We start from the raw sequence: 26,872 nt of genomic DNA on the forward strand, positions 1-26,872 counted from the left end.
CGGAGCGACGTAGGCTCGGAGGCGTGACGGTGAGCCGGGAGATCGACGACATCCTGCAGCGCGGCGCGGACGGCGGGCGGATCACGCCCGAGGAGGCCCTGCTGCTCTACACCGAGGCGCCCTTCCACGCGCTGGGCGAGGCGGCCGACGCCGTACGCCGGCGGCGCTATCCGGACAACATCGTCACGTACCTGATCGACCGCAACATCAACTACACCAACGTCTGCGTGACGGCGTGCAAGTTCTGCGCGTTCTTCCGGGCCCCCAAGCACAAGGAGGGCTGGACCCACCCGACCGAGGAGATCCTGCGCCGCTGCGGCGAGGCGGTCGAGCTGGGCGCGACCCAGGTCATGCTCCAGGGCGGGCACCACCCGGACTACGGCGTGGAGTACTACGAGGAGCTGTTCTCCTCGGTCAAGAAGGCGTACCCGCAGCTCGCCATCCACTCCATCGGCCCGAGCGAGATCCTGCACATGGCCAAGGTCTCCGGCGTCAGCCTGGACGAGGCCATCGCGCGGATCAAGGCGGCCGGGCTGGACTCGATCGCCGGTGCCGGTGCGGAGATGCTGCCCGCGCGTCCCCGCACGGCGATCGCGCCGCTGAAGGAGTCGGGCGAGCGCTGGCTGGAGGTCATGGAGCTGGCGCACCGCCAGGGCGTCGAGTCGACCGCCACGATGATGATGGGCACCGGCGAGACCGCCGCCGAGCGGATCGAGCACCTGCGGATGATCCGCGACGTGCAGGACCGCACCCGGGGCTTCCGGGCGTTCATCCCGTGGACGTACCAGCCGGAGAACAACCACCTCAAGGGCCGCACCCAGGCCACCACGCTGGAATACCTGCGGCTGGTCGCGGTGGCCCGGCTCTTCTTCGAGACGGTGCCGCACCTGCAGGCGTCCTGGCTCACCACCGGCAAGGACGTCGGGCAGCTCGCCCTGCACATGGGCGTGGACGACCTCGGCTCGATCATGCTGGAGGAGAACGTCATCTCCTCCGCCGGCGCGCGGCACCGCTCCAACCTGCACGAGCTGATCGGCATGATCCGCTCGGCGGACCGGATCCCCGCCCAGCGGGACACCCTCTACAACCGCTTGGCCGTGCACCGGACCCCGGCCGACGACCCGACCGACGAGCGGGTCGTGTCGCACTTCTCCTCGATCGCGCTGCCGGGCGGCGGCGCCGGGAAGGCCCTGCCGCTGGTCGACGCCCGCTGAGTCACCGCCGCACCACCCGACACCCCACCGTCGACGGACGGTGGGGTGTCTGCCGTTCGTCGACCGGTCGGTGAACACGGAGTTGACCGAGCGTGACCGGCGGCGGTGTCGCCGGCCAGCCGATCAGGTGAGTGGTCGGCAGCCGTTGATATCGATTCGATTGCCGTTCCGGCCCGCCGACCGGTGCCCGGGAAGCAGCAAGACATATCAATCCGGGCAATCCTTAAGCGATTCTTAGCCGCACTGTTCAACGCGGCCGACGGCGGGGTGGCAAGGGTGATCGCGGACCGCTAACGTCCCCGGCCGTACCGTTCCTGCACCCCACGGGGGGAACTTTCCAATGATCTTCCGTAACCGCGCGCTGGCCGTCGCCGGCGCCGGCGCCGCCGGGATCCTGGCCGCGGGCCTCTTCGCCGCCCCGGCCCTGGCCGACACCTCGGCCGACCTGGCCATCGAGGCCACCGGCACGACCATCGCGGTCGGCGCGCCCGGCAAGATTTCGACCGTCTCCCTGCTCAACAAGAGCAAGGTGGACGCGACGGCCGTCCTGGTCGGCCTCGACATCAGCAAGCTGGACACCACCAAGGTCGACATCGACGAGAGCGGCTGCAGCCCCCGCGAGGACGGCCTGATCCTGTGCGGCATCGAGGGCGGCGTCCTGCCCGCCGGCCGCGACATCGACTGGGGCTTCCCGCTGACCCGCAAGGGCGAGGCGACGGGTGACGCCGGCCAGATCAGCGCCATCATCCTGCACGAGGGCACCGACCCCGACGAGTCCAACAACGAGGTGACCGTCAAGGTCAAGGTCGAGGGCACCGGCCCGGACCTGACCGTGGTGGCGGGCGACGTGACCAAGGCCGTCACGGTCGAGGGCGACAAGATCAAGGTTGGCGGCGACCTGCGCGCCGGCGACACCGCCCAGCTCATCTACTCCGCCTTCAACCAGGGCGACGCCACCGCCGCCGGGCTGAAGATCAGCGTCAAGCTGCCCAAGGGCGTGACCTTCGCCGAGGCCGAGGACGGCTGCGAGTACAACTCCGGCAAGACCTCGCTCGTCTGCACCTACCGCGACGCCGACCTGATCCCGGTCTCGCAGGACAAGGACGGCGACGACCTGATCTCGGGCGGCCGGTTCTACCACCTGCTCTCGGTCGGCAAGGACGTCAAGGCCGGCAGCCTGACCGGTGGTCAGGTCACCGTCGAGGCGCTCGGCAGCCAGGCGACCACCGTCCGCGCCGCGGGCAAGAGCGCGCTCCCGGCCAACGCCGAAGAGGTGGCGGCCACCGAGGTCGACGCCACCGACAACACCGACGCGTACGCTGTCGTCGTGACCGCCAAGGGCGGCGCGGGCGGCGGCGGCGAGGAGCCGGGTCTGCCGCTGACCGGTCCGCAGACCGGCCTGATCGGCGGGATCGGTGGCGCGGTGCTGGTCGCGGGCGCGGCGATGTTCGTGATCGCGCGGCGGCGTCGGGTCGTCCTGGTGACCCCGGGCGACGAGAAGCCGACGGCCTGACGGTCGTCCTCCATCGACCCGCGAGGGTCGTTCACATAACGCACGGCAGTGGGGGCGGGATGGGTGACCATCCCGCCCCCACTGTCCGTTCCGCGCGCCGGGCGCGGGCAGGGTCCGCCGACCGGGCACTCCTGGAGGGACGCTCGGCTTTCGCGCGGGGCTGGGGCGCGTCCGGGCCGGCGCACGGCATCACCGCCCCGCTAGTGTGCGGTCCGGCCCAGCAGCCACACCTCACGGGGGACTTGAGATGAAACTGCCCAACCGACCGCTGGCGCGGCTCGGCGCCGCCGCGCTGCTCGCCTCCGGCGCGTTCACCGCCATCGGCACGCCGGCCCACGCCGCCGGCAGCGCCGCCGACCTCTCCGTCACCGCCGTCGTCGGCACCAAGGTGGCCGAGGGGACCCGGATCAAGACGGCGTACGCCAAGGTCACGAACAACGGCCCCGGCACGCCGTCCTCGCTCGTCGTCAAGGCCGACACCTCCAAGGTGGACCACTACGGCGAGGTGGCCTTCTTCCCGGCCGCCGAGGGCTGTTCCGGCGAGGGCTCGGAGAAGCCGGTGCTGTGGACCTGCGTCGTGCCCGAGGAGCAGATTCCCGGGCCCGGGGAGACCGTCGAACTGCCGATCGTCATGATCAAGCGGGTCCCCGACGTGGACGAGCCGTACTCCGCCCCGGTCACGCTGACCGTCGAATCGCCGGACGACACCAACCCCGACAACAACTCCGCGACCGCACAGATCGAGATCAGCAAGGAGAGCGGCGTCGACCTCGGCGTCGTGGTGCCCGACGTCAAGGAGCAGATCGCCTTCGACGACGTGCTGAAGGAGGACCCGCCGACCGGGCCGCTGAACCCCGGCGACGCGACCACGGTCCTCGCGTTCGTCGAGAACCAGGGCGACCGGATCGCCGACGGCCTCGACCTCAAGATCGCCCTGCCCAAGGGCGTGACCTTCGACGACAGCATCCAGCTCAAGGAGTGCGAGTACGCCGCCGACCTGCGGTCCGCCGACTGCCGGGCCGGGCTGCTCCAGCTGGCCCCGCGCGAGGGCGTCTTCGGCGCCTTCCCGGTGAAGGTCGCCGCCGGCGTCGAGGCACCGGCCAGCCTGGCCGGCGGCGAGGTCACGGTCAGCGCGCGCGGTGAGCTTCCGGCGACCGAGGCGAACCTGGCCCGCAAGCGCTCGGCCCTGCCGTCGTTCCTGCACCGGCCGGCCGGCTCCCGCGCCGCGCAGGCCGGAGACGTCGACCCGACCGACAACCGTGACGACTTCGCCGTCGTGGTGACCGCCGCCGGAACCGGTGGCGGCGAGGGTGGCGGCGACGACGAGGGTCCGCTGCCGGTGACCGGCGCGCAGACCGGCCTCATCGTCGGTGTCGGCGGCGCGGTGCTGGTCGCCGGCGCGGCGATGTTCCTGGTGGCGCGGCGGCGTCGGGTCGTTCTGGTGACCCCGGGCGACGAGAAGCCGACGGCCTGACGGCCGGTCCGTCGGCCCGCACCGGCCGGACGCACGACCCTGGAGACGGGGCGGGACGGGTGACCGTCCCGCCCCGTCCGTCCGTTCGACCGAACCGGACGGACGGATGAAAGATGATCCGCCCTGCTGGCGCACCACGTCATGCTTCGATACGGTCCGCTCGGTTCCGCAACCATCCGTTTCTTCCCTAACCCCCGGGGGACCGATGACCCTGTTCCACCGCTCGGCCCTGGCCCGCGCCGGCGCCGTGGCGCTCCTCGCGGCGGGCGGCCTGACCACCGTCGCCGTTCCGGCGTACGCCGCCGACCAGGCTGACCTCGCCCTGACGCCGACCAGCTACCAGTTGGCCAAGGGCGTCAAGGCCGCGAAGGCCAAGCCGTTCAAGTTCACCGTCCAGAACCTCACCGACGGCGTCGACGCCAAGGCCGTCACGGTGGAAGTCGACCCCAGCGGCCTCAAGGCCAAGCGGGTCGGCTACGTCGTGCCGGACGGCTGCGAGGTGACCGGCAAGACCTTCACCTGCCTCCTCGGCGACCTGCGGGGCGGCACCAGCGAGGACTTCGGCATCCCGTTGTTCAGCACCGGCGGCAGGGGCGACGGCGGCGTGCTGAAGGTGACGGTCAGCTCGGCCACCGGCGACCCGGACCTGGAGAACAACAAGGACATCGAAGTGCCGGTGACCGTGACGAAGCCGGGCTACGACCTCACCGCCTGGGTGCAGGACGTCCAGGCCAACGTCGTGGTCAACGGGGCGGTGGCCGACGAGCCCGACCTGAAGCCCGTACGCCGGGGCGAGACGGTTCCGCTGGACTGGGCGGTCTACAACGACGGCAGCCGGCCCGCGACCGGTCTCTTCTACGGCCTCATGCTCCCGTCGGGTGTGAGCTTCGTGACGCTGCCGGAGAGCTGCGTCGAGGACGAGTACCTCGGCAGGGCGCGGGCGCTGTGCGAGGACGCCGGTGCGACCATCCGCCGGGGGCAGTACTACACCGCCGACGTAACGGTGAAGGTCGGCGACGACGTCACCGAGCCGGTGCTCCGGGAGGGCGACCTCTTCGCGTACGGGCTGGAGGCAGTCGAGGGCGAGCCGGAGGCGGAGGCGCAGGTCGCCAGCCCGGAGCAGCGGAAGACCTTTACCGAGGCCGAGCCGATGGACAACCACGCGACCTTCGAGGCGTTCGTGGACCTGTCGGCGCAGCCGACGCCGAACCCGACCCCGACGCCGACCCCGAGCGGCGAGCCGACCCCGACCCCGACCACGACCCCGGGCGGCGGCACGGGTGGCGGCGACGGTGACGGCGGCGGGCTGCCGGTGACCGGCGTGCAGGCCGGCCTGATCGGCGGCATCGGCGCCGCCGTGCTGCTGGCCGGCGGCGCGCTGCTGCTGATCTCCCGGCGGCGCGACGTCGTCCTGGTCAACCCCGGCGACGAGAAGTCCACCGACTGACGTACGCCGCGCAGGGGCGGGGTGGGCGGCCCCCCGCCCCTGTCGCGTACCCGCCGGTCGGCCGACCCGCCGGGCGTCGGCCGGAGCCGGGCTGGCAGAGTGGAGGGGTGAGCCGTACCCCGCCGGGCCAGCGCGCCGGCCTGGACAAGCAGCCGCACGAGGTCGCCGCGATGTTCGACGGCGTGGCGGCTCGTTACGACCTGACCAACACGGTGATGACGGCCGGCCGGGACCGGGCGTGGCGCCGGGCCACCCGGGAGGCGCTCGGGTTGCGCCCGGGCGAGCGGGTGCTCGACGTGGGCGCGGGCACCGGTGTCTCCACCGAGGAACTGGCCCGTTCCGGGGCGTACGCGGTCGGCGCCGACCTGTCGCTGGGCATGCTGCACGCCGGCAAGCGCACCCGTCCGGCGGTGCCGCTGCTGGCCGGCGACGCGCTGCGGCTGCCCTTCGCCGACGGCGTCTTCGACGCGGTGACCATCTCGTTCGCGCTGCGCAACGTCGTCGACACCGAGGCCGCGCTGCGGGAGTTCGCCCGGGTCACCCGGCCCGGTGGCCGGCTCGTGATCTGTGAGTTGAGCCACCCCACCAACGCCGTCTTCCGCACCGCCTACCTGTCGTACCTCATGCGGTGGCTGCCGGCGGCGGCGCGGGTGGTCTCCAGCAACCCCGACGCGTACGTCTACCTGATCGAGTCGATCCGGGCGTGGCCGGACCAGGCCGCGCTGGCGCAGCGGATCCAGGCGGCGGGCTGGGGCTCGGTGGCCTGGCGGAACCTGACCGGCGGCCTGGCGGCGCTGCACCGGGCGGTCCGCGACTAGGCGGGGCACGGCGCCGGCCGGCTCCCGCGTCATGAGCGGCGGCGCCGCGCCGGACGGCCCGCTTCCGGGCGGCGGCCGGTGCCGACGGGAGGCCGGTCGGCGCGCCGCACCCGCTGAGAAAGCGGCTGTTTCGTGAATATCCGTTTTTAGTCCACTTTGCGCCGTTAAGCTCGCCCCCATGACGGGACCAGAGCAGCCGGCCGGTGTGGAGGCCACCGACGACGACGCCGCAGAACTCATCGCGCAGCTCAGGGAGCTGGCCGGCGCGGATCCCGCCGACGTCCGGCAGGTGGTGGCCGAGGTGCTGGCCGCGCTGGACCGCGCCGCCGGCGGCGCGCTGCGCGAGCACCTGCCCGAGACGATCCGGCTCGACGCCGGCCTGGGCGCGGCCGCTCCGGCCCGGCACTGACGCCCGGCGCCGACCCCCGCCGGCATCCGGTCCCGACCCCGACCGACGCCCGGTCCCGACCCCGACGGGTGGGTTTCCGGCAAGTTAGGTACCCCTGATCAGGCGTGGTTATGACGCCGGTCATAGACTCCCCCCGTCTGGCTTGTGAAGGATTTCACGAGCATGCGGGAGGAGGCGCGAGATGACCGCGGTGGAGCATGACGCCGACGTGATCGTCGTGGGCGCCGGTCCCGGTGGGTCGGCTACCGCGTACCACCTGGCTCGGCACGGCGTACGGGTGCTGCTGCTGGAGAAGACGGAGTTCCCCCGGGAGAAGGTCTGCGGCGACGGGTTGACCCCGCGTGCCGTGCGGCAGCTGATCCGGATGGGCGTGGACACCTCGCCCGAGGCGGGCTGGCTGCAGAACAAGGGCCTGCGGGTGATCGGCGGCGGCGTCCGGCTGGAGCTGGACTGGCCCGACCTGGCGAGCTTCCCCAACTACGGCCTGGTGCGCACCCGGCTGGACTTCGACGACCTGCTCGCCCAGCGGGCCGTCGCCGCCGGCGCCAAGCTGCGCACCAGCGTGAACGTCACCGGCCCGGTGCTCGACCCGGACGGCCGGGTCGTCGGCGTCGAGGCGGAGGTCGGCCCGGAGAAGGAGCCCGCCACCTTCCACGCCCCGCTGGTGGTCGCGGCCGACGGGGTCTCCGGCCGCTTCCCGCTCGCCCTCGGGCTGGCCAAGCGGGAGGACCGGCCGATCGGGGTCGCCGTCCGGCGCTACTACCGCTCGCCCGCCAAGCACGACGACAACTACCTGGAGTCCTGGCTGGAACTGCGCAGCAAGGACAGTGGCGACAACCTGCTGCCCGGGTACGGCTGGATCTTCGGGCTCGGCGACGGCCGGGTCAACGTCGGCCTCGGCGTGCTCAACTCCTCCTCCGCGTTCGGCAAGACGAACTACCGCCGGCTGCTCACCGACTGGCTGGCCAACACCCCGGCGGACTGGGGCATGACCGACGAGGCCAACGCGGAGGGGCCGATCCTTGGCGCCGCGCTGCCCATGGGCTTCAACCGGGTGCCGCACTACACCCGCGGCGTGATGCTGGTCGGCGACTCCGGCGGCATGGTCAACCCGTTCAACGGCGAGGGCATCGCGTACGCGATGGAGTCCGGTGAGATGGCCGCGGAGATCGCCGTGCAGGCCCTCGCGCGCCCGGCCGGCGCCGAGCGCGAGCGCGCCCTGACGGCCTACCCGGCGGAGCTGAAGGCACGCTTCGGCGGCTACTACCGGCTCGGCGGTGTCTTCGTGAAGCTCATCGGCCGTCCCGAGATCATGCGGATGGCCACGAAGCACGGCATGCCGCACCCGATGTTGATGCGCTTCGTGCTCAAGCTGCTGGCCAACCTGACCGACCCCCGTGGCGGGGACGCGATGGACCGGGTCATCAACGCGATGACGAAGGTGGCACCAGCCGTGTAGCGCGAGGAGTGAGCTTGCGAGCCCTGCAGTCGCAAACGAAGGCGGGCTCGTGTGAGGCCGGGCCCGCGGCCGGCGACGACCGCGGCGCGGACAGAGATCGACCCCCCGGCGACAGCCGTCGCGGGGGACGTGAATAGTGTGATTTTCGTCAAGGACCAGGGGCAGGGAAGGACGAGCAGGAGAAAACGATGTCGCTCTCGCCTTACGCACCGATCATCGGGCTGTTCGCCCTCGCCGCGGGGTTCGCGCTGTTCTCCGTGGGCGCCGCCCGCTTCGCCGGTCCCCGGCGTTACAACAAGGCCAAGCTCGAGGCGTACGAGTGCGGCATCGAGCCCAGCCCGCAGCCGGTCGGCGGCGGCCGGTTCCCGATCAAGTTCTATCTGACGGCGATGCTCTTCATCGTCTTCGACATCGAGATCATCTTCCTCTTCCCCTGGGCGGTCTCGTTCGACGCCCTGCCGATCTTCGGCTTCGTGGAGATGGTCCTGTTCATCGTCGCGGTCTTCGTCGCGTACGCCTACGTGTGGCGGCGTGGCGGCCTGGACTGGGACTGAGGGAGGAACCTCAGATGGGTATCGAGGAGAAGCTCCCCGCCGGTGTCCTGCTCACCTCGGTGGAGAAGCTGGTCAACTGGTCGCGGAAGTCGTCGGTCTGGGGCGCCACCTTCGGCCTGGCCTGCTGCGCGATCGAGATGATGGCCGCCGGTGGCCCGCACTACGACATGGGTCGCTGGGGCATGGAGGTCTTCCGGGCCTCGCCCCGTCAGGCCGACCTGATGATCGTGGCCGGCCGGGTGAGCCAGAAGATGGCCCCGGTGCTGCGCCAGATCTACGACCAGATGGCGGAGCCCCGCTGGGTCATCTCGATGGGCGTCTGCGCCAGCAGCGGCGGCATGTTCAACAACTACGCCATCGTGCAGGGCGTCGACCACGTCGTCCCGGTGGACATGTACCTCCCCGGCTGCCCGCCCCGGCCCGAGATGCTCATCGACGCGGTCCTCAAGCTGCGCGAGAAGATCATGCACGAGCCGCTCGGCCCGAACGGCCGCAAGATGCTCGAGGCGCGCAAGGAGCGCGGTGACGTCCCGGTCGTCCCGTACGGCTCGATGCCGTCGTCGTACCGCAGCGACAAGGCCCGGCGGGCCGAGTGGACCAAGGCGGTCCGCGAGGGCCGCGAGGAGCAGCTGCGGATCGAGAACTGGATGAAGGCCCAGAACCACCTGCAGCACGGGGGCGTCAAGTGACCGCACCTAACCACAAGGCGAACGACGGCGGCGTGCCGGTGCCGGTGACGCCGGCCGGCGCCACCAGCGGGGCCCCGGCCGAGCACCCGCCGGCCAGCCCGGCGGGCCGGGGCATGTTCGGCAACCAGGGCTCCGGCGACGTCTCCGGCTTCGGCGGCCTGGTCCGGCAGCGCCGGACCATCGAGGACGCCCCCCGGCCGTACGGGAGCTACTTCGACGAGGTCCGCGACGCGCTGGAGGAGGCGTACCCGGCCTTCGGCGACGCCATCGAGAAGGTCGTGGTCGACCGGGGCGAGCTGACCCTGCACGTACGCCCCGAGCGGATCGCCGAGGTCTGCCAGGTGATGCGGGACGACCTCGCGCTCCGCTTCGAGCTGTGCTCCTCGGTCTCCGGTGTGGACTACCTGGGCGCCGACTCCCGCCGGCTGCACGTCGTCTACCAGCTCACCTCGATGACCTACCGCCGCCGCGTGCGGCTGGAGGCCGCGGTCTCCGCCGAGGACCCGCACCTGCCGAGCGTCACCTCGGTCTACCCGACGGCGGACTGGCAGGAGCGCGAGACGTACGACATGTTCGGCGTCGTCTTCGACGGCCACCCCAGCCTGACCCGGATCCTCATGCCGGACGACTGGGAGGGCTTCCCGCAGCGCAAGGACTACCCGCTCGGCGGTGTGCCCGTCGAGTACAAGGGCGCTGAAATTCCACCGCCGGACCAGCGGAGGTCGTACCAGTGACCACGTCGAACTACGCCACCGAGCGCGACACCACCGAGGGCAAGGTCTTCACCGTCACCGGTGGCGACTGGGACAGCGTCGTGTCGGGCACCGACCCCATCAACGACGAGCGGATCGTCGTCAACATGGGCCCGCAGCACCCGTCGACGCACGGCGTGCTCCGGCTGATCCTGGAGCTGGAGGGCGAGACGGTCCGCGAGGCCCGCTCGGTCGTCGGCTACCTGCACACCGGCATCGAGAAGAACCTCGAATACCGCAACTGGGTCCAGGGCAGCACCTTCGTGACCCGGATGGACTACCTCTCCCCGCTGTTCAACGAGACGGCGTACGCGCTGGCGGTGGAGAAGCTGCTCGGGATCGAGGAGCAGGTCACCGAGCGGGCGACCACGATCCGCGTGCTGATGATGGAGCTGAACCGGATCTCCTCGCACCTGGTCTGGCTGGCCACCACCGCCATGGAGCTGGGCGCGATCAACATGATGCTCTACGGCTTCCGCGAGCGTGAGTACATCCTGGAGATCTTCGAGATCGTCACCGGGCTGCGGATGAACCACGCGTACGTCCGGCCGGGCGGCGTGGCCCAGGACGTGCCGGACGAGGCGGTCGTGAAGATCCGCGAGTTCCTGAAGCTGCTGCCGAAGCGGCTCAAGGAGTACGAGGACCTGCTCTCCGGGCAGCCGATCTGGCTCGAGCGGACGAAGAACGTCGCGGTGCTCGACGTGACCGGCTGCCTCGCGCTCGGCGTGACCGGCCCGGTGCTGCGCTCCGCCGGCCTCGCCTGGGACCTGCGCAAGACGATGCCGTACTGCGGCTACGAGACGTACGAGTTCGACGTGCCGACGCACACCGACGGCGACGTGTGGGGCCGCTACCTGGTCCGGCTCGCCGAGATCCGGGAGTCGCTCAAGCTCGTCGAGCAGGCGCTGGACCGGCTCAGGCCGGGCCCGGTGATGGTGGCCGACAAGAAGATCGCCTGGCCGGCACAGCTCGCCATCGGCGTCGACGGCATGGGCAACTCGCTGGAGCACGTCGCGAAGATCATGGGTCAGTCGATGGAGTCGCTGATCCACCACTTCAAGCTCGTCACCGAGGGTTTCCGGGTGCCGCCGGGCCAGGTCTACGTCGGCATCGAGTCGCCGCGCGGCGAGTTGGGCGTGCACGCCGTCTCCGACGGTGGCACCCGGCCGTACCGGGTGCACTACCGCGAACCGAGCTTCGTCAACCTCCAGGCCCTCCCGGCGATGGCCGAGGGCGGCCTGATCGCCGACGTGATCGCCGGCGGCGCCTCGCTGGACCCCGTGATGGGTGGTTGTGACCGATGAGTGCTTTCACCGAAGAGACCCGCGAACGGGCCCGGGAGATCATCGCCCGGTACCCGGCCGACCGGTCCCGGTCGGCGCTGCTGCCGCTGCTGCACCTGGTGCAGGCCGAGGAGGGTTACGTCTCGCCGGCCGGCGTGGAGTTCTGCGCCGAGGTGCTGGGCCTGAACAAGGCCCAGGTCGGCGCGGTGGCCACCTTCTACACCATGTACAAGCGCCGGCCGACCGGTGACTACCTGGTGAGCGTGTGCACCAACACGATGTGCAACGTGCTCGGCGGCCAGGAGGTCTACGACACCCTCGCCGAGCACCTCGGCGTGGGGCACGACGAGACCACCACCGACGGGAAGATCACCCTGGAGCACGCCGAGTGCCTGGCGGCCTGCGACTACGGGCCGGTGATGACCGTCAACTACGACTTCTTCGACGGAGTGGACCCGCAGACCGCGCTCGGCGTGGTCGACGAGCTGCGCGCCGGGGGCCGGCCGATGCCGACCCGGGGCGCCCGGCTCTGCACGCTCAAGGAGATGGCGGTGCAGCTCGCCGGCTTCGCCGACGAGCGCGAGGGCGCGGTGGCCGACGGCGGGCCGGGAGAGCCCACCCTGCGCGGGCTGCGGCTGGCGCAGCAGCACGGCATCTCGGTGCCGGGCTTCGACCCGAACACCCCGATCCGCAGCAAGGCCGAGGCCGACAAGGCCGCCGCCGAGGCGAAGGCCAGGAGCGAGGCCGCCGCGAAGCCGGCTCCCGCCCCGGCCGCGAGTGGCAACGGCGCCGGGCCCGCCGGCAGGGCGGGCAACGCGGGCGCCGGCGAGCCGGCCCCGGCGGCCGAGGCAGCCGGCAGCACCACCCGGGACGTGAAGGCGCCGGACGACAAGTCGCCCGAGGTGCGGGCCGCCGAGACCCGCCAGCCGGACGCGCGGACGGCCGTGCCGGACGCCCCCGGCACGAAGGTCCCCGCCGACAGCGTGCCGCCGGCGCCCCGCGACGCCCAGGCGGCGGAGGCCGCCGGAGCAGCGGCCAACGCGCCGGCCGGCGACGGCAAGCCCGCCGGCGACGAGGCCGGGGCGCAGGAGCGCAACCTCAAGGAAGCCGAGGCGGGGGCCGGCGCCGGTGGCGCGGGCTCCGCCCGCGCGAGCGAGACGGGGGTCCAGAAGTGACCACTCCCCGGCCGGAGACCCTGGCCAAGCTGACGCCGGTGCTCACCAAGCGCTGGCTGTCGCCGGACGCGTGGCGGATCGGCACCTACGAGAAGCTCGACGGCTACGCGGCCCTGCGCAAGGCGCTCAAGGCCCACCCGGACGACCTCATCCAGCTGGTCAAGGACTCCGGGCTGCGCGGTCGCGGCGGCGCCGGCTTCCCGACCGGTCTCAAGTGGGGGTTCATCCCGCAGGGGGACGGCAAGCCGCACTACCTCGTGGTCAACGCCGACGAGGGCGAGCCGGGCACCTGCAAGGACCTGCCGCTGATGACGCACGACCCGCACTCGCTCGTCGAGGGCGTGATCATCGCGTCGTACGCGATCCGGGCCAACCGCGCCTACATCTACATCCGGGGCGAGGCGGTGCACGCCGCGCGCCGGCTGCGCAACGCCGTGCAGGAGGCGTACGCCCGGGGCTACCTCGGCCGGAACATCCAGGGCAGCGGCTTCGACCTGGACCTGGTGGTGCACTCGGGCGCCGGGGCGTACATCTGCGGCGAGGAGACCGCGCTGCTGGACTCGCTGGAGGGCTTCCGGGGCCAGCCCCGGCTGCGCCCGCCGTTCCCGGCGACCCACGGCCTGTACGCGAGCCCGACCGTCGTCAACAACGTCGGCACCATCGCGAGCGTGCCGTACATCGTGCTGGGCGGCGCGGACTGGTGGAAGACCATGGGCACGGAGAAGTCCTCCGGTCCGATGATCTACTCGCTCTCCGGCCGGGTCGCCAACCCCGGCCAGTTCGAGTGCACCATGGGCGTCACCCTGCGGGAGCTGATCGAGCTGGCCGGCGGCATGCAGCCCGGCCACAACCTGAGGTTCTGGACGCCGGGCGGCTCGTCGACGCCGCTGCTCACCGCCGAGCACCTGGACGTGCCGCTGGACTTCGAGGGGGTGGCGGCGGCCGGTTCGATCCTCGGCACCACGGCCACCCAGATCTTCTCCGACCAGGACTGCCCGGTCTACGCGACCTACCGGTGGCTGGAGTTCTACCACCACGAGTCGTGCGGCAAGTGCACCCCGTGCCGCGAGGGCAACTACTGGATGGTCCGGGTCTACCGGCGGATCCTCGCCGGCCAGGGCACCCACGAGGACCTGGACACCCTGCTCGACACCTGCGACAACATCCTCGGCCGCTCGTTCTGCGGCCTGGGTGACGGTGCGACCAGCTCGGTGACCTCGTCGCTGAAGTACTTCAAGCAGGACTACCTCGACTACATCGAGGGACGTACCGCGCCGAAGCTGTCGGACAAGCAGCTGGTGGGAGCGCACTAATGACTGACGTCGTCAAGCAGACCGAGACCGTCACCCTCACCATCGACGGCGTCGAGGTCACCGCCCCGAAGGGGGCGCTGCTGATCCGGGTCGCCGAGCAGCTGGGCACCGAGATCCCCCGGTTCTGCGACCACCCGCTGCTGGCCCCGGCCGGCGCGTGCCGACAGTGCCTGGTCGAGGTGGAGGGGCAGCGCAAGCCGGTCGCCTCCTGCACCCAGACCGTCGCCGACGGCATGGTGGTACGCACGCAGCTCACCTCCCCGGTCGCCAAGAAGGCGCAGGAGGGGGTCATGGAGCTGCTGCTGCTCAACCACCCGCTCGACTGCCCCATGTGCGACAAGGGCGGCGAGTGCCCGCTGCAGAACCAGGCGATGTCGACCGGCCGCGCCGACTCGCGGTTCCACGAGCACAAGCGGGAGTACCCGAAGCCGCTGCCGATCAGCACCCAGGTGCTGCTCGACCGCGAGCGCTGCGTGCTCTGCCAGCGCTGCACCCGGTTCTCCGAGGAGATCGCCGGCGACAAGTTCATCGACCTGATGGGCCGGTCGTCCGCCGAGGAGATCAACATCTACCGGGACGAGGAGTACGGCGAGGAGGGCGACGCGGGTGACGTGCCGTTCAACTCGTACTTCTCCGGGAACACGGTGCAGATCTGCCCGGTCGGTGCGCTGACCGGCACGCAGTACCGGTTCCGCGCCCGCCCGTTCGACCTGGTCTCCACGCCGAGCGTGTGCGAGCACTGCTCGGCCGGGTGCGCCCAGCGCACCGACTGGCGGCGGGGCAAGGTGCTGCGCCGGCTGGCCGGCGACGACCCGCAGGTCAACGAGGAGTGGAACTGCGACAAGGGGCGGTGGGGCTTCCAGTACACCCGCGCCTTCGACCGGCTCACCACCCCGCTGGTCCGCGACGAGCGCACCGGCGAGCTGCGCGAGGCGTCGTGGAGCGAGGCGCTGGCCGTCGCCGCCGAGGGGCTGCGCGCGGCGCGGGACGGCCAGGGCACGGCGGTGCTGACCGGCGGCCGGCTGACCGTCGAGGACGCCTACGCGTACGCGAAGTTCGCCCGGGTCGCCCTGAACACCAACGACATCGACTTCCGGGCCCGGCCGGTCTCCCGCGAGGAGACCGACTTCCTGGCCAGCTCGGTCGCCGGGGTCACGGACGTCACGTACGCCGACGTGGAGAACGCGCCGGCCGTGGTGCTGGTCGGGCTGGAGCCGGAGGAGGAGTGCCCGATCCTCTTCCTGCGGCTGCGCAAGGCGTACCTCAAGAAGAAGCTGACGGTGTACGCGATCGCGCCGTTCGCCACCCGCGGCCTGGAGAAGCTCGGCGCCAAGCTGGCCCGGGTGGTGCCGGGCGAGGAGGCGACCGTGCTCGCCGAGCACGCCACGGTCGCCGAGGCGCTGAGCGCCGAGGGCGCGATCCTGATCGTCGGCGAGCGGCTGGCGAGCGTGCCGGGCGGCCTCTCCGCGGCGGCGGACGTCGCCCGGCGTACCGGCGCGAAGCTGGCCTGGGTGCCGCGGCGCGCGGGTGACCGCGGCGCGGTCGACGCGGGCTGCCTGCCCAACATGCTTCCCGGCGGCCGCCTGGTCACCGAGCCCGCCGCCCGGGCCGAGCTGGGCGAGGCGTGGGACATCGCGGCCGGGGTGATCCCGAGCCAGGCCGGCCGGGACACCGACGGCATCCTCGCCGCCGCCGCCGGCGGCCAGCTCGGCGCGCTGGTGGTGGCCGGGGTCGACCCGGCCGACCTGGCCGACCCACGGCTGGCCGAGGCGGCCCTCGACGCGGTGCCGTTCCTGGTCAGCCTGGAGCAGCGGATGAGCGCGGTGGCCCGCCGGGCCGACGTGGTCTTCCCGGTGGCCCCGGTGGCCGAAAAGGCCGGCAGCTTCCTGGACTGGGAGGGCCGGCTGCGCACCTTCGAGGCGGTGCTGCGGACCGCCGCGATGACCGACGGCCGGGTGCTGGACGCGCTCGCCGCGCAGCTCGACGTGCAGCTCGGCACCGGCGACGTGCTCAGCGTCCGCCGCGAGCTGGGCGCGCTGCCGCGTACCCGCACCGACCGGCCCGCCGCCCCGGCGGTGGAGCCGGCCGCGGTGCCGCAGCCGGGCGCCGGCGAGGCTGTGCTGGCGACCTGGCACCAGCTGGTCGACCTGGGCAGCCTCACCGACGGCGACGAGCACCTCGCGGGCACCGCCCGCCCGCCGGTGGTCCGGCTGGGCAAGGGCACCGCGGAGGCGCTCGGCGTCGCCGACGGCGACCCGGTGACGGTGGGCACCGACCGGGGGGCGCTGACCCTGCCGGCGGCGATCACCGAGATGCCGGACGGCGTCGTCTGGCTGCCGACCAACTCGCCCGGCTCGACCGTGCGGCGCAGCCTCGGCGCGACGTCCGGCGCGGTCGTCCGGATCTCCGCTCCCGCCCGGACCGGGGCGGCGCCGGAGGCCGGAGAGGTCGCCGCGGACGCGGCCGGCCGTCCGGGCCCGCTCCTCAACGCAGGGGGTGCAATCCAGTGAACGCGGTCTACCTGGCCCAGGATCCGACGCTGGCCGACTTCGGCCGGGACCCCTGGTGGCTGGTCCTCGGCAAGATCGTCTTCGCCTTCGTCTTCGGTCTGCTCGCCACCCTGCTCGGCGTCTGGTTCGAGCGGCGGGTCGTGGGTCGCATGGCCGTGCGGCCCGGCCCCAACCAGGTCGGCCCGTTCGGCCTGCTGCAGACCCTCGCCGACGGCCTGAAGATGGCCTTCAAGGAGGACATCCTGCCGAAGGCGGCCGACAAGGTCGTCTACTTCTTCGCCCCGACCATCTCGGTGATCTGCGCGGTCACCGCGCTGTCGGTGGTGCCGTTCGGTCCGATGGTGAGCATCTTCGGCCACTGGACGCCGCTGCAGGTCACCGACGTGCCGGTGGCGGTGCTGGTGCTGTTGGTCTGCTCGTCGATGGGCATCTACGGCATCGTGCTCGGCGGCTGGGCCTCCGGCTCGACCTACCCGCTGCTCGGCGGCCTGCGCTCCACCGCCCAGATGATCTCGTACGAGGTCGCGATGGGCCTGAGCATCGTGGCGGTCTTCATGACCGCCGGCACGATGTCCACCAGCGGGATCGTCGCCGCCCAGGCGGACGGCACCCGGCTGAGCATCGCGGGCGTCGAGGTCCCGGCCCCCGGCTGGTACGCGATCCTGCTGCTGCCCAGCTTCGTCATCTTCTTCATCGCCACGGTCGGCGAGACCAACCGCGCGCCGTTCGACCTGCCCGAGGCGGAGTCCGAGCTGGTCGCGGGCTTCATGACGGAATACAGCTCGCTGAAGTTCGCGCTCTTCATGCTCAGCGAGTACGTCTCGATGGTCACCATGTCCGCGGTCACCACGACGCTCTTCCTGGGCGGCTGGCGGGCCCCGGCGCCGATCACCACCATCTGGGCCGGCGCGAACTCCGGCTGGTGGCCGATGCTCTGGTTCTTCGCCAAGGTCGTCCTGCTGGTCTTCGTCTTCGTCTGGCTGCGGGGCACGCTGCCCCGGCTGCGCTACGACCAGTTCATGCGCTTCGGCTGGAAGGTGCTGCTCCCGATCAACCTGGCCTGGATCCTGGTCCTGGCCGGCCTGCGCTCGATCGAGGACTGGGACTCGCGCAGCAAGCTGATCGCGGTCGGCATCCCCGCCGGCATCCTGCTGCTCGCCACGCTGCTGTGGCCGAGCCGGAAGCCGCAGCCGAAGCCCACCGTCCAGGAACAGGTCGACAACCGGCCGCACGGGAGCTTCCCGCTGCCCCCGATGGACCTGCAGGTACCACCGAGCCCGCGCACCAGGCGCGTGGTCGCCGAGCGGGAGCCGGCCAACATCGCCGCCGGCTCGGACTCCAGGGAGGTGTGACGTGGGCGCGATCACCGGAACGTTCAAGGGCTTCGGTGTCACCTTCTCGCACATGTTCAAGAAGGTCGTCACCACCGACTACCCGTTCAAGCCGCCGGTGTCGGCGCCGCGCTACCACGGGCGGCACATCCTCAACCGGCACCCGGACGGGCTGGAGAAGTGCATCGGCTGCGAGCTGTGCGCCTGGGCCTGCCCGGCCGACGCGATCTACGTCGAGGGCGGCGACAACACCGACGAGCAGCGCTTCTCGCCGGGTGAGCGGTACGCCAGCATCTACCAGATCAACTACGCCCGCTGCATCTTCTGCGGGCTCTGCATCGAGGCCTGCCCGACCCGCTCGCTGACGATGAGCAACGAGTACGAGCTGGCCCGGGACAGCCGGCAGGATCTGATCTTCACGAAGGAGCAGTTGCTCGCGCCGCTGCTGCCGGGCATGGAGCAGCCGCCGCACCCGATGCGGCTGGGCGACAGCGAGAAGGACTACTACGTGGGGGCGCTGACCAACCCGGGCACCTCGGCCGGCGCGGAGCACTCGGCCAACAACCCGGGCCGGTACCAGGTGGAGGAGCACCCCGGTGTGACCTTCCCCGGCGCCGAGCAGCACGCCCAGCGGGCGGCGGCCGCCAAGGGGGACGGAGCATGACCACGCAGACGGTGCTCGCCGCGGCGGGCGAGGTCTCCAGCGGGGAGCAGGTGACGTTCTGGATCCTGGCCCCGCTGGCGCTGATCGGCGCGATCGGGATGGTCGCGGCGCGCAACGCCGTGCACTCGGCGCTCTGGCTGGTGCTGACCATGCTCTGCCTGGGCGTGTTCTACGTGCTCCAGGCCGGGCCGTTCATCGGCATGGTGCAGATCATCGTCTACACCGGCGCGATCATGATGCTCTTCCTGTTCGTGCTGATGCTGGTGGGCCGGGACGCCTCGGACTCGCTGATCGAGACGCTCCGCGGCCAGCGGGTCGCGGCGGTGGTGCTCGGGCTCGGCTTCGCCGGCCTCGTCGGCGGCGGCCTCTGGCGCGCGCTGGAGGGCACCACGGCCGTCGGCCTGGAGCAGGCCAACGCCGAGGGCAACGTGCAGGGCATCGCCCGGCTGCTCTTCACCAAGTACGTCTTCGCGTTCGAGCTCACCTCGGCGCTGCTCATCACCGCCGCGGTCGGCGCGATGGTGCTGGCGCACATCGAGCGGCGCAAGCAGGACAAGCTGGACCAGCCGACGACCATGCGGGCGCGCTTCGCCCCGGGCAACTACCCGGGCCCGAAGCCCGGCCCGGGCGTCTACGCGACCTCGTCCTCGGTGGCCACCCCGGCCCGCCTGCCCGACGGCCGGCTGACCGAGGTGAGCACCCCCGACATCCTGCCGGTGCGCGAGCTCACCGACCGGGAGACCTCGCTGAAGGGGACCGAGAAATGACGCCCGACTACTACCTGGTGCTGGCCGCGGTGCTGTTCACCATCGGCGCGGCCGGTGTGCTGATCCGGCGCAACGCGATCGTGCTGTTCATGTGCATCGAGCTGATGCTCAACGCGGCCAACCTGATGCTGGTCACCTTCAGCCGGATCAACGGTGACCTCAACGGCCAGATCATGGCGTTCTTCGTGATGGTGGTCGCGGCGGCCGAGGTCGTGGTCGGGCTCGCGATCATCATGGCGATCTTCCGGACCCGGCGCTCCGCGAGCGTCGACGACGCCAACCTGCTGAAGTACTGAGGGGTCCTGCGGTGGGAACGATTCTGACGAACGCCCCGGCTGAGCCGGCGGGCACCGTCGCGTACGCGACGGCGGACGGGCTGCTGGGCAGCGTCTGGCTGCTGGTGGCGATCCCGCTGGTCAGCGCGGCGATCCTGCTGCTGCTCGGCCGGCGGGCGGACCGCTGGGGGCACTGGCTCGGGGTGGCCGCCATCGGCGCCGCGTTCGTGCTGGGCCTGACCTACTTCTTCCAGCTGCGTGGCCTGGAGAACAAGTCGGTCGAGCTGAGCCTGTGGGACTTCATCACGGTCGGCGACCTGCGGGTGGACTTCGGCCTGCTCTTCGACCCGCTGGCCGCCGTCTTCGTGCTGCTGATCACCGGGGTGGGTTTCCTGATCCACCTCTACGCGGTCGAGTACATGGCGCACGACGCGGGGCGCCGGCGGTTCTTCGGGTACTTCAACCTGTTCGTCGCCGCCATGCTCCTGCTGGTGCTCGGCAACAACTACGTGATGCTCTACTTCGGCTGGGAGGGCGTCGGTCTGGCGTCGTACCTGCTGATCTCCTTCTGGTACGAGCGGCCGAGCGCCGCCACGGCCGGCAAGAAGGCGTTCCTGATGAACCGGGTCGGCGACGCCGGCCTGGCGATCGGCATCTTCATCATGTTCGCCACCCTCGGCACCACCCAGTACGACGAGGTCTTCAACGGCGTCGGCTCGCTGACCGCGACCACGGTGCTGGTGCTCGGCCTGCTGCTGCTGCTCGGCGCGACCGGCAAGTCCGGCCAGTTCCCGCTCCAGGCGTGGCTGCCGGACGCGATGGAGGGCCCGACCCCGGTGTCGGCGCTCATCCACGCCGCCACCATGGTCACGGCGGGCGTCTACCTGATCGCCCGCTCCAACCCGATCTTCTCGGCCAACTCCACCCTCCAGCTCGTGGTGGTGAGCGTCGGCGCGCTGACCCTGCTGATCGGCTGCGTCATCGGCGCGGCCAAGGACGACATCAAGCGGGTGCTGGCCTGGTCGACGGTGAGCCAGATCGGCTACATGTTCGTCGGTGTCGGCCTCGGTGGGGGCGCGTACGCGCTGGCCATCATCCACCTGCTGGCGCACGGCTTCTTCAAGGCCAACATGTTCCTCGGCGCCGGCTCGGTCATGCACGGCATGAACGACCAGGTCGACATTCGCCGCTTCGGTGGCCTCTCGAAGCACATGAAGGTCACCTGGCTGACGTTCATGATGGGCTGGCTCGCCATCATCGGCATCCCGCCGCTGTCCGGCTACTTCTCCAAGGAGCCGATCATCGTGGCCGCGTTCGAGCGGGAGGACTGGACCGCCTGGCTCTTCGGCGGCGCGGCCCTGCTCGGCGCCGGGCTGACCGCGTTCTACATGACCCGGCTCTTCGTGCTCACCTTCCACGGCCCGAAGCGCTGGACGGAGGACATCGAGCACCCGCACGAGTCGCCGAAGCTGATGACCGTCCCGCTGGTCCTGCTGGCGATCGGCTCCGTCGGGGCCGGCTACCTGCTCTCCACCTCGGTGCCGGACTGGCTGACCGCCACCGCCGGGCTGGGCGGCCAGGAGGCCGAGCACCACCCGGTGCTCTCGCACGCCGTGGTCACGATCCTGTCGATCCTGGTCACCGTGCTCGGTGCCGGGCTCGCCTGGTTCCTGTTCCGGGGCGGCACGGCCACCGCGCCGCAGCCGGCCGGGGTGCTGGTCACCGCCGCCCGGCGCAACCTCTACACCGACGCGTTCAACGAGGCGGTCTTCGAGAAGCCGGGCATCTTCCTCACCCGGGCGCTGGTCTACCTGGACAACCGGGGCGTCGACGGGCTGGTCAACGGCCTCGCGGCGGGGATCGGTGGCGGCTCGGGCCGGCTCCGGCGGCTCCAGACGGGCTTCGTCCGGTCGTACGCCACCTCGATCCTGGCCGGCGCGCTGCTGGTGGTGGCGGCGTTCCTGGCCGTCGAGGCGGGGTGGCTGGCGTGATCGACCTCTTCCAGGCGGCCGTCGTCGGCGGACCGCGCAGTGACGACGGAGGTAAGGCCGCATAATGTCCGACTTCCCGTTCCTCTCGGTGCTCACCGTGGCGCCGCTGGTCGGTGCCCTGGTGGTGGCCTTCCTGCCGCGCAGCCGGCCGGAACTGGCCAAGCAGGTGGCGCTCGGCTGGTCGCTGCTGGTGCTGGCGCTGTCGGTGGTCATGTGGGTGACCTTCCAGGTCGGTGGTGACCGCTTCCAGTTCCGCGAGTCGTACCCGTGGATCCCGAACTGGGGCGTCAGCTTCACCTTCGCCGCCGACGGCATCGCGCTGGTCATGCTGATGCTGATCGCGGTGCTGGTGCCGCTGGTGATCCTGGCGTCCTGGCACGACGCCGAGTCGTCGAAGCGGTCGGTGCCGGTCTACTTCGCGCTGCTGCTCGTCCTCGAGTGCACGATGATCGGCGTCTTCGCCGCCGCCGACGTCTTCCTGTTCTACGTGTTCTTCGAGGTCATGCTGGTGCCGATGTACTTCCTCATCGGCAGCTACGGCGGCCACCAGCGGCAGTACGCGGCGGTGAAGTTCTTCCTCTACTCGCTCGTCGGCGGCCTGTTCATGCTCGCCGCGGTGATCGGCCTCTGGGTGGTCGGCGGGAAGACCTTCGACTGGCAGGCGCTGTCCCAGGTGGACATCTCCACCGGCACGGAGCGCTGGCTGTTCCTCGGCTTCTTCCTCGCGTTCGCGATCAAGGCGCCGTTCTTCCCGTTCCACACCTGGCTGCCGGACGCCGGTGGCGCGGCCCCGGCCGGCGCGGCGGCGCTGCTCGTCGGCGTGCTCGACAAGGTCGGCACGTTCGGCATCCTGCGCTACTGCCTGCCGCTGTTCCCGGACGCGGCCAAGTGGTTCGCCCCGTGGGCGCTGGCGCTGGGCCTGATCGGCATCATCTACGCCGCGCTGCTGGCGGTGGGCCAGAACGACCTCAAGCGGCTGGTGTCGTACACGTCGATCGCGCACTTCGGCTTCATCGGGGTGGGCATCTTCGCCTTCACCACCCAGGCGGGCACCGGCGCGGTGCTCTACATGCTCAACCACGGCCTCGCCACCGGCCTGCTCTTCCTGGTGGTGGGCATGCTCATCGCCCGGCGCGGCTCGGCGCTGATCAGCGACTTCGGCGGCGCCGGCAAACTGGTGCCGCTCCTGGCCGGGGTGCTCTTCTTCGCCGGTCTGGCCTCGCTCGCGCTGCCCGGCACCGCGCCGTTCGTCTCCGAGTTCCTGGTGCTGATCGGCACGTTCACGGTGAACAAGCCGGTCGCGGTGATCGCTACGCTCGGCATCATCCTGGCCGCCGCGTACGTGCTGTGGATGGTGCAGCGCACCACGCAGGGCACGCTCAATCCGGCGCTGACCGAGGTCGACGGCATGCGGCGGGACCTCAACCTGCGCGAGAAGTTCGTGGTCGCCCCGCTGATCGTGCTGATCGTGCTGCTCGGCTTCTACCCGAAGCCGGTGACCGACGTGATCAACCCGGCCGTGCAGGCGACCATGCAGGACATCGGCAGGACCGACCCCGCCCCGACCTCGGGCGGCACCGTCCAGGAGGCGGCAAAGTGAATGAGCTGAAACTGCCGTCGATCGACTACGCGGCGCTCGCGCCGACCCTGATCATGCTGGGCGCCGCGCTGCTCGGTGTGCTGGTCGAGGCGTTCGTGCCCCGCCGGCTCCGGCACGTGGTGCAGCTCTCGTTGGCCCTGCTGGCGGTGCTCGCCGCGCTGACGATGGTGGTGCTGGCGGCGGACGAGCGGTCGATCACCATCGGCGGGGCGATCGCGGTCGACGGGCCGACGCTCTTCCTCCAGGGCGCGATCCTGGTCCTCGCCGCGATGGCGCTGCTGCTCATCGGCGAGCGCTCGGTGGAGCGGGGCGGGGCGTTCGTCGCCCAGGCCGCGGTCACCGCCGAGTCGGCCGACGACCGGCGGCAGGCCGAGGGCAAGAACGGCCTCACCGAGGTCTACCCGCTGACCACGTTCGCGATCGGCGGCATGCTGATCTTCGTGGCGGCGAACGACCTGCTGACCATGTTCATCGCGCTCGAGGTCTTCTCGCTGCCGCTGTACCTGCTCTGCGCGCTGGCCCGCCGCCGGCGGCTGCTGAGCCAGGAGGCCGCGCTGAAGTACTTCATGCTCGGCGCGTACGCCTCGGCCTTCTTCCTGTTCGGCGTGGCCCTGGTGTACGGCTTCACCGCGGGCGTCCCGGGCCGGCAGGCGGGCGTCGACTTCGCCACCGTCCACGCGGCCGTGGCGGACTCCCCGGCCAGCCCGGTGCTGCTCTTCGCTGGCATGGCGATGCTCGCCATCGGCCTGCTCTTCAAGGCCGCTGCCGCCCCGTTCCACGTCTGGACGCCGGACGTCTACCAGGGCGCGCCGACCCCCATCACCGGCTTCATGGCCGCCTGCACCAAGGTCGCCGCGTTCGGCGCCCTGCTGCGGGTGTTCCACGTCGCCTTCGACGGGGCGCGGTGGCACTTCACCCCGGTCCTCGGCGCGGTGGCGGTGCTGACCATGCTGGTCGGCGCGGTGCTGGCGGTCACCCAGACCGACATCAAGCGGCTGCTGGCGTACTCCTCGATCGCCAACGCCGGCTACCTGCTGGTGGGCGTGCTGGCACCGAGCGCCGACGGGGTCTCGGGGACGATGTTCTACCTGGTCGCGTACGGCTTCTCGGTGCTCGCCGCGTTCGCCGTGGTGACCCTGGTGCGCGACGCCGACGGGGAGGCCACCCACCTGTCCCGCTGGGCCGGGCTGGGGCGGCGTTCGCCGTTCTACGCCGGCGTCTTCACCTTCATCCTGCTCGCCTTCGCCGGCATCCCGCTGACCAGCGGCTTCACGAGCAAGTTCGCGGTCTTCGGGCCCGCGCTCGACGGCGGGCAGGCGTGGCTGGTGATCGCCGGCGTGCTGACCAGCATGGTGCTGGCCTTCCCGTACCTGCGGGTCGTGGTGATGATGTGGCTCTCCGAGCCGGGCGAGTCGACGCCGACCGTCGCCGTGCCGGGCGGGCTGACCTCGGCCGCGCTGATGATCGGCGTGATCGCCACCCTGGTCCTCGGCGTCGCCCCGGCGCCGCTGCTCGACCTGGCCACCGGTGCCGCCGAATTTGTCAGATGACCGACGCTCGGGCCTGGGGGGGCCGGTACGCCACGGCGTGTCGGCCCCCGCGCCGTATCCCCCGTCCCGGGCAGGTCGGAGGGGTGTGGCATGGTTGAAGGCGTGGTGAATCCGGCTGGCGAGCGTTCAAGTGCCATCGGGTCCGGCGGCCGTCGGACCAGGGTGAGCACGAGTCAGTTCGGCGCGCTCGGCCTCTATCTCGCCGATCCCCGCGTCGAGGCGTCCGTGCTGGGCCTGCTGGAGGGTGTCGAGGTCGAGTTGCGGGCCAGTGTGGCCAGTGCCGACCCGTTCGTCACCGAGGCCGCCCGGCACCTCGTGGAGGCCGGCGGCAAGCGGTTCCGGCCGCTGCTGGTGGCGTTGGGCGCGCAGTTCGGCGACCCGACCAGCGCCCAGGTCGTGCCGGCCGCGGTGGTGATGGAGCTCACCCACCTGGCGACGCTCTACCACGACGACGTGATGGACGAGGCCGCCGTGCGCCGGGGGGCGCCCAGCGCCAACTCCCGGTGGACCAACTCGGTCGCCATCCTCGTCGGCGACTACCTCTTCGCCCGCGCCGCCGACATCGCGGCCGACCTGGGGATCGAGGCCGTACGCCTCCAGGCGCGCACCTTCGCCCGGCTGGTGCACGGCCAGATCGCCGAGACCGTCGGCCCCCGCCCCGGCGACGACCCGGTGGCTCACTACCTGGACGTGATCGCGGGGAAGACCGGCTCGCTGATCGCCACCTCGGCCCGCTTCGGCGGCATGTTCGGCGGCGCCGCCCCGGAGCACATCGAGGCGCTGGCCGGCTACGGCGAGACCATCGGGGTGGCGTTCCAGCTCTCCGACGACCTGCTCGACATCGCCTCGGAGTCGGTGGAGTCGGGCAAGACCCCCGGCACCGACCTGCGTGAGGGCGTGCCGACCCTGCCGGTGCTCTACGCGCTCGCCTCGGACGACGCCGACGCCGCCTCGGTGCGGCTGCGGGAGATCCTGGCCACCGGCCCGCTGACCGACGACGACCTGCACGCCGAGGCGCTCGGCCTGCTCCGCGAGAGCCCGGCGCTCAAGCGGGCCCGGGAGACGGTCCGCAGCTACGCCGAGGAGGCCCGGGAGCAGCTCGCGCCGCTCCCGGAGAGCCCGGCCCGCCGCGCCCTGGAATCCCTCTGCGACTACATCGCCGACCGCACGAGCTGACGCCCGTCCCGGGCAGCCCCGGGGCGGGGCGGCCCGGGGCCGCCGGTCAGTCGTGCTCGTAGGACTGGACCTGGATTCCCGCTCGACGGACGATCACGTCGGCGTGGTCGCCGAACGTCTCCAGGAGCACGTCGTCGAAACCACCCTGTTCGAGGGCCTCGGCGAAGGCGTACGCGCGCAGGTAGCGGGCCTCGTCGTGCCCTCGGTACGTGTCCCGCCTCGAGGACGCCCAACCGCCCAGGCTGGGGTGCCGGTCGGCGTACTCGCCCACGCAGAGGTCGTCCGGGTCGGCCTGCGGCCCGTCGGCGGTGGTGCGTACCCACACGTCCTGGACGCCGAAGACGCACGGCTCCCCGTCGTTGAAGTAGGGCGTGAACTGCCGCCAGCCGAACTCCGTGACGGCCTCGTCGTCGAGCAGGGCGCGCAGGAGCGGTCGCAGCTCCTCCAGGGGCCGCTGCGGGACCCGGTGGCCCTGGGTGATCTCACCCTCGACCGGGATGCCGAGGAAACTGACGTGACTCACTGGTCGCCTCCGAGCAGGGTGGAGAGGGGCAGGTCCTTGCGCCGGGCGCCGGACATCCAGGGGCGGATCGGCATCCCGTCGAGGTAGTCGGCGGGGCTGGGCAGCCAGCCCAGGTCCTCCAGCACGTGCCGTTCGGCGATCAGCCGGACCGGGACGCGCTTGCGGCCGACCTGGAGGGTGTCGCCGAAGATCCGCTGGCAGAGGTAGATGCCGGCGGTGTGGTGGTACATCGCGCGGTGCCGGACGTCCCCGATGATCTGTTTGGAGGAGTCGATGAACTCCTCGATCGGCAGGTAGTCCTCCGGGGTGCCGCCCCACTTGCGCGCCGCCGACTGCGCGTGGTGCCACGAATTCATGATCGACAAACTAGCCGTCGGCACCGACA

Annotated in this window: 24 protein-coding genes; 22 read left to right on the forward strand and 2 right to left on the reverse strand. The window is 71.5% G+C overall.

Features of this window, described 5'->3' with window-relative positions; all coding sequences use genetic code 11:
• Positions 1-23: 23 nt before the first annotated feature.
• The 22 genes from mqnC (at position 24) to ACZ6O2_RS06770 (ending at position 25,964) form a co-directional block, all read left to right on the forward strand.
• Positions 24-1,214: a cyclic dehypoxanthinyl futalosine synthase gene (mqnC, locus tag ACZ6O2_RS06665; RefSeq protein WP_350701893.1), complete on the forward strand. Its 1,191-nt coding sequence runs from the start codon at positions 24-26 to the stop codon at positions 1,212-1,214.
• Positions 1,215-1,554: 340 nt separating this feature from the next.
• A complete protein-coding gene (locus tag ACZ6O2_RS06670; RefSeq protein WP_350701891.1) occupies positions 1,555-2,727 on the forward strand; it encodes an LPXTG cell wall anchor domain-containing protein in 1,173 nt (390 codons plus the stop codon).
• 247 nt (positions 2,728-2,974) lie between these two features.
• On the forward strand, positions 2,975-4,201 hold the full coding sequence (locus tag ACZ6O2_RS06675; RefSeq protein ID WP_350701889.1) for an LPXTG cell wall anchor domain-containing protein: 1,227 nt from the start codon (positions 2,975-2,977) through the stop codon (positions 4,199-4,201).
• A 205-nt stretch (positions 4,202-4,406) separates the two neighbouring features.
• Complete coding sequence (locus ACZ6O2_RS06680; protein ID WP_466022238.1) at positions 4,407-5,648, forward strand: cell wall anchor protein; 1,242 nt, start codon at positions 4,407-4,409, stop codon at positions 5,646-5,648.
• A gap of 107 nt (positions 5,649-5,755) precedes the next feature.
• A complete protein-coding gene (locus ACZ6O2_RS06685) occupies positions 5,756-6,466 on the forward strand; it encodes a demethylmenaquinone methyltransferase (RefSeq protein WP_350701886.1) in 711 nt (236 codons plus the stop codon).
• A gap of 178 nt (positions 6,467-6,644) precedes the next feature.
• A complete protein-coding gene (locus ACZ6O2_RS06690) occupies positions 6,645-6,875 on the forward strand; it encodes a hypothetical protein (protein ID WP_350701884.1) in 231 nt (76 codons plus the stop codon).
• Positions 6,876-7,056: 181 nt separating this feature from the next.
• Positions 7,057-8,334 (forward strand): geranylgeranyl reductase family protein, encoded by a 1,278-nt coding sequence (locus tag ACZ6O2_RS06695; protein WP_350701882.1) that lies wholly within the window; start codon positions 7,057-7,059, stop codon positions 8,332-8,334.
• Positions 8,335-8,522: 188 nt separating this feature from the next.
• A complete protein-coding gene (locus ACZ6O2_RS06700) occupies positions 8,523-8,888 on the forward strand; it encodes an NADH-quinone oxidoreductase subunit A (protein ID WP_350701881.1) in 366 nt (121 codons plus the stop codon).
• A gap of 14 nt (positions 8,889-8,902) precedes the next feature.
• Entirely contained in the window at positions 8,903-9,577 is a 675-nt protein-coding gene (locus ACZ6O2_RS06705; protein ID WP_350701880.1) for a NuoB/complex I 20 kDa subunit family protein, read from the forward strand.
• Positions 9,574-10,311, forward strand: coding sequence for an NADH-quinone oxidoreductase subunit C (locus ACZ6O2_RS06710; protein WP_350701878.1), 738 nt, complete (start codon positions 9,574-9,576; stop codon positions 10,309-10,311). The genes ACZ6O2_RS06705 and ACZ6O2_RS06710 overlap by 4 nt, the downstream gene beginning before the upstream one ends.
• Positions 10,308-11,633: an NADH-quinone oxidoreductase subunit D gene (locus ACZ6O2_RS06715; RefSeq protein WP_466022239.1), complete on the forward strand. Its 1,326-nt coding sequence runs from the start codon at positions 10,308-10,310 to the stop codon at positions 11,631-11,633. Before ACZ6O2_RS06710 ends, ACZ6O2_RS06715 begins: the two co-directional genes overlap by 4 nt.
• The gene (nuoE, locus tag ACZ6O2_RS06720; RefSeq protein WP_350701875.1) at positions 11,630-12,787 is read left to right on the forward strand and encodes an NADH-quinone oxidoreductase subunit NuoE; all 1,158 of its coding nucleotides are present in this window, start codon (positions 11,630-11,632) and stop codon (positions 12,785-12,787) included. The genes ACZ6O2_RS06715 and nuoE overlap by 4 nt, the downstream gene beginning before the upstream one ends.
• Entirely contained in the window at positions 12,784-14,100 is a 1,317-nt protein-coding gene (nuoF, locus tag ACZ6O2_RS06725; RefSeq protein WP_350701873.1) for an NADH-quinone oxidoreductase subunit NuoF, read from the forward strand. The genes nuoE and nuoF overlap by 4 nt, the downstream gene beginning before the upstream one ends.
• Complete coding sequence (locus ACZ6O2_RS06730) at positions 14,100-16,610, forward strand: NADH-quinone oxidoreductase subunit G (protein ID WP_350701872.1); 2,511 nt, start codon at positions 14,100-14,102, stop codon at positions 16,608-16,610. Before nuoF ends, ACZ6O2_RS06730 begins: the two co-directional genes overlap by 1 nt.
• On the forward strand, positions 16,607-17,962 hold the full coding sequence (gene nuoH, locus ACZ6O2_RS06735) for an NADH-quinone oxidoreductase subunit NuoH (RefSeq protein ID WP_350701871.1): 1,356 nt from the start codon (positions 16,607-16,609) through the stop codon (positions 17,960-17,962). The genes ACZ6O2_RS06730 and nuoH overlap by 4 nt, the downstream gene beginning before the upstream one ends.
• Position 17,963: 1 nt before the next feature.
• Positions 17,964-18,605, forward strand: coding sequence for an NADH-quinone oxidoreductase subunit NuoI (gene nuoI, locus ACZ6O2_RS06740; protein ID WP_121397080.1), 642 nt, complete (start codon positions 17,964-17,966; stop codon positions 18,603-18,605).
• On the forward strand, positions 18,602-19,372 hold the full coding sequence (locus tag ACZ6O2_RS06745) for an NADH-quinone oxidoreductase subunit J (RefSeq protein ID WP_363700579.1): 771 nt from the start codon (positions 18,602-18,604) through the stop codon (positions 19,370-19,372). The genes nuoI and ACZ6O2_RS06745 overlap by 4 nt, the downstream gene beginning before the upstream one ends.
• A complete protein-coding gene (nuoK, locus tag ACZ6O2_RS06750; protein ID WP_350701867.1) occupies positions 19,369-19,668 on the forward strand; it encodes an NADH-quinone oxidoreductase subunit NuoK in 300 nt (99 codons plus the stop codon). Before ACZ6O2_RS06745 ends, nuoK begins: the two co-directional genes overlap by 4 nt.
• 11 nt (positions 19,669-19,679) lie before the next feature.
• Positions 19,680-21,638, forward strand: coding sequence for an NADH-quinone oxidoreductase subunit L (gene nuoL, locus ACZ6O2_RS06755; protein WP_350701865.1), 1,959 nt, complete (start codon positions 19,680-19,682; stop codon positions 21,636-21,638).
• A 64-nt stretch (positions 21,639-21,702) separates the two neighbouring features.
• Positions 21,703-23,238 carry an NADH-quinone oxidoreductase subunit M gene (locus tag ACZ6O2_RS06760; RefSeq protein ID WP_350701863.1) on the forward strand — a complete coding sequence of 512 codons (1,536 nt, stop codon included), beginning with the start codon at positions 21,703-21,705 and terminating at the stop codon, positions 23,236-23,238.
• A complete protein-coding gene (nuoN, locus tag ACZ6O2_RS06765; protein ID WP_466022240.1) occupies positions 23,235-24,788 on the forward strand; it encodes an NADH-quinone oxidoreductase subunit NuoN in 1,554 nt (517 codons plus the stop codon). The genes ACZ6O2_RS06760 and nuoN overlap by 4 nt, the downstream gene beginning before the upstream one ends.
• A 90-nt stretch (positions 24,789-24,878) precedes the next feature.
• Entirely contained in the window at positions 24,879-25,964 is a 1,086-nt protein-coding gene (locus ACZ6O2_RS06770; protein ID WP_350701859.1) for a polyprenyl synthetase family protein, read from the forward strand.
• Positions 25,965-26,010: 46 nt separating this feature from the next.
• Here ACZ6O2_RS06770 and ACZ6O2_RS06775 read toward each other — a convergent pair whose 3' ends face one another.
• Together ACZ6O2_RS06775 and ACZ6O2_RS06780 are read right to left on the reverse strand one after the other, a co-directional pair.
• Positions 26,011-26,487 (reverse strand): hypothetical protein, encoded by a 477-nt coding sequence (locus ACZ6O2_RS06775; RefSeq protein ID WP_466022241.1) that lies wholly within the window; start codon positions 26,485-26,487, stop codon positions 26,011-26,013.
• Positions 26,484-26,843, reverse strand: a complete 360-nt coding sequence (locus ACZ6O2_RS06780) for a DUF6915 family protein (protein WP_350701857.1) — start codon at positions 26,841-26,843, stop codon at positions 26,484-26,486. Before ACZ6O2_RS06780 ends, ACZ6O2_RS06775 begins: the two co-directional genes overlap by 4 nt.
• Positions 26,844-26,872 lie beyond the last annotated feature (29 nt).

It is taken from the genome of Micromonospora sp. NPDC048040 (genome assembly GCF_055587185.1).

Bases quoted from the DNA above. Each gene is read 5' to 3' on its own strand.
- ACZ6O2_RS06695 (WP_350701882.1), top strand. From the start codon at position 7,057: ATGACCGCGGTGGAGCATGACGCCGACGTGATCGTCGTGGGCGCCGGT.
- nuoK (WP_350701867.1), top strand. From the start codon at position 19,369: ATGACGCCCGACTACTACCTGGTGCTGGCCGCGGTGCTGTTCACCATC.
- ACZ6O2_RS06705 (WP_350701880.1), top strand. From the start codon at position 8,903: ATGGGTATCGAGGAGAAGCTCCCCGCCGGTGTCCTGCTCACCTCGGTG.
- nuoE (WP_350701875.1), top strand. From the start codon at position 11,630: ATGAGTGCTTTCACCGAAGAGACCCGCGAACGGGCCCGGGAGATCATC.
- ACZ6O2_RS06690 (WP_350701884.1), top strand. From the start codon at position 6,645: ATGACGGGACCAGAGCAGCCGGCCGGTGTGGAGGCCACCGACGACGAC.
- ACZ6O2_RS06730 (WP_350701872.1), top strand. From the start codon at position 14,100: ATGACTGACGTCGTCAAGCAGACCGAGACCGTCACCCTCACCATCGAC.
- ACZ6O2_RS06680 (WP_466022238.1), top strand. From the start codon at position 4,407: ATGACCCTGTTCCACCGCTCGGCCCTGGCCCGCGCCGGCGCCGTGGCG.
- ACZ6O2_RS06780 (WP_350701857.1), bottom strand. From the start codon at position 26,843: ATGAATTCGTGGCACCACGCGCAGTCGGCGGCGCGCAAGTGGGGCGGC.
- ACZ6O2_RS06760 (WP_350701863.1), top strand. From the start codon at position 21,703: ATGTCCGACTTCCCGTTCCTCTCGGTGCTCACCGTGGCGCCGCTGGTC.
- ACZ6O2_RS06745 (WP_363700579.1), top strand. From the start codon at position 18,602: ATGACCACGCAGACGGTGCTCGCCGCGGCGGGCGAGGTCTCCAGCGGG.
- ACZ6O2_RS06670 (WP_350701891.1), top strand. From the start codon at position 1,555: ATGATCTTCCGTAACCGCGCGCTGGCCGTCGCCGGCGCCGGCGCCGCC.
- ACZ6O2_RS06700 (WP_350701881.1), top strand. From the start codon at position 8,523: ATGTCGCTCTCGCCTTACGCACCGATCATCGGGCTGTTCGCCCTCGCC.
- ACZ6O2_RS06675 (WP_350701889.1), top strand. From the start codon at position 2,975: ATGAAACTGCCCAACCGACCGCTGGCGCGGCTCGGCGCCGCCGCGCTG.
- ACZ6O2_RS06770 (WP_350701859.1), top strand. From the start codon at position 24,879: ATGGTTGAAGGCGTGGTGAATCCGGCTGGCGAGCGTTCAAGTGCCATC.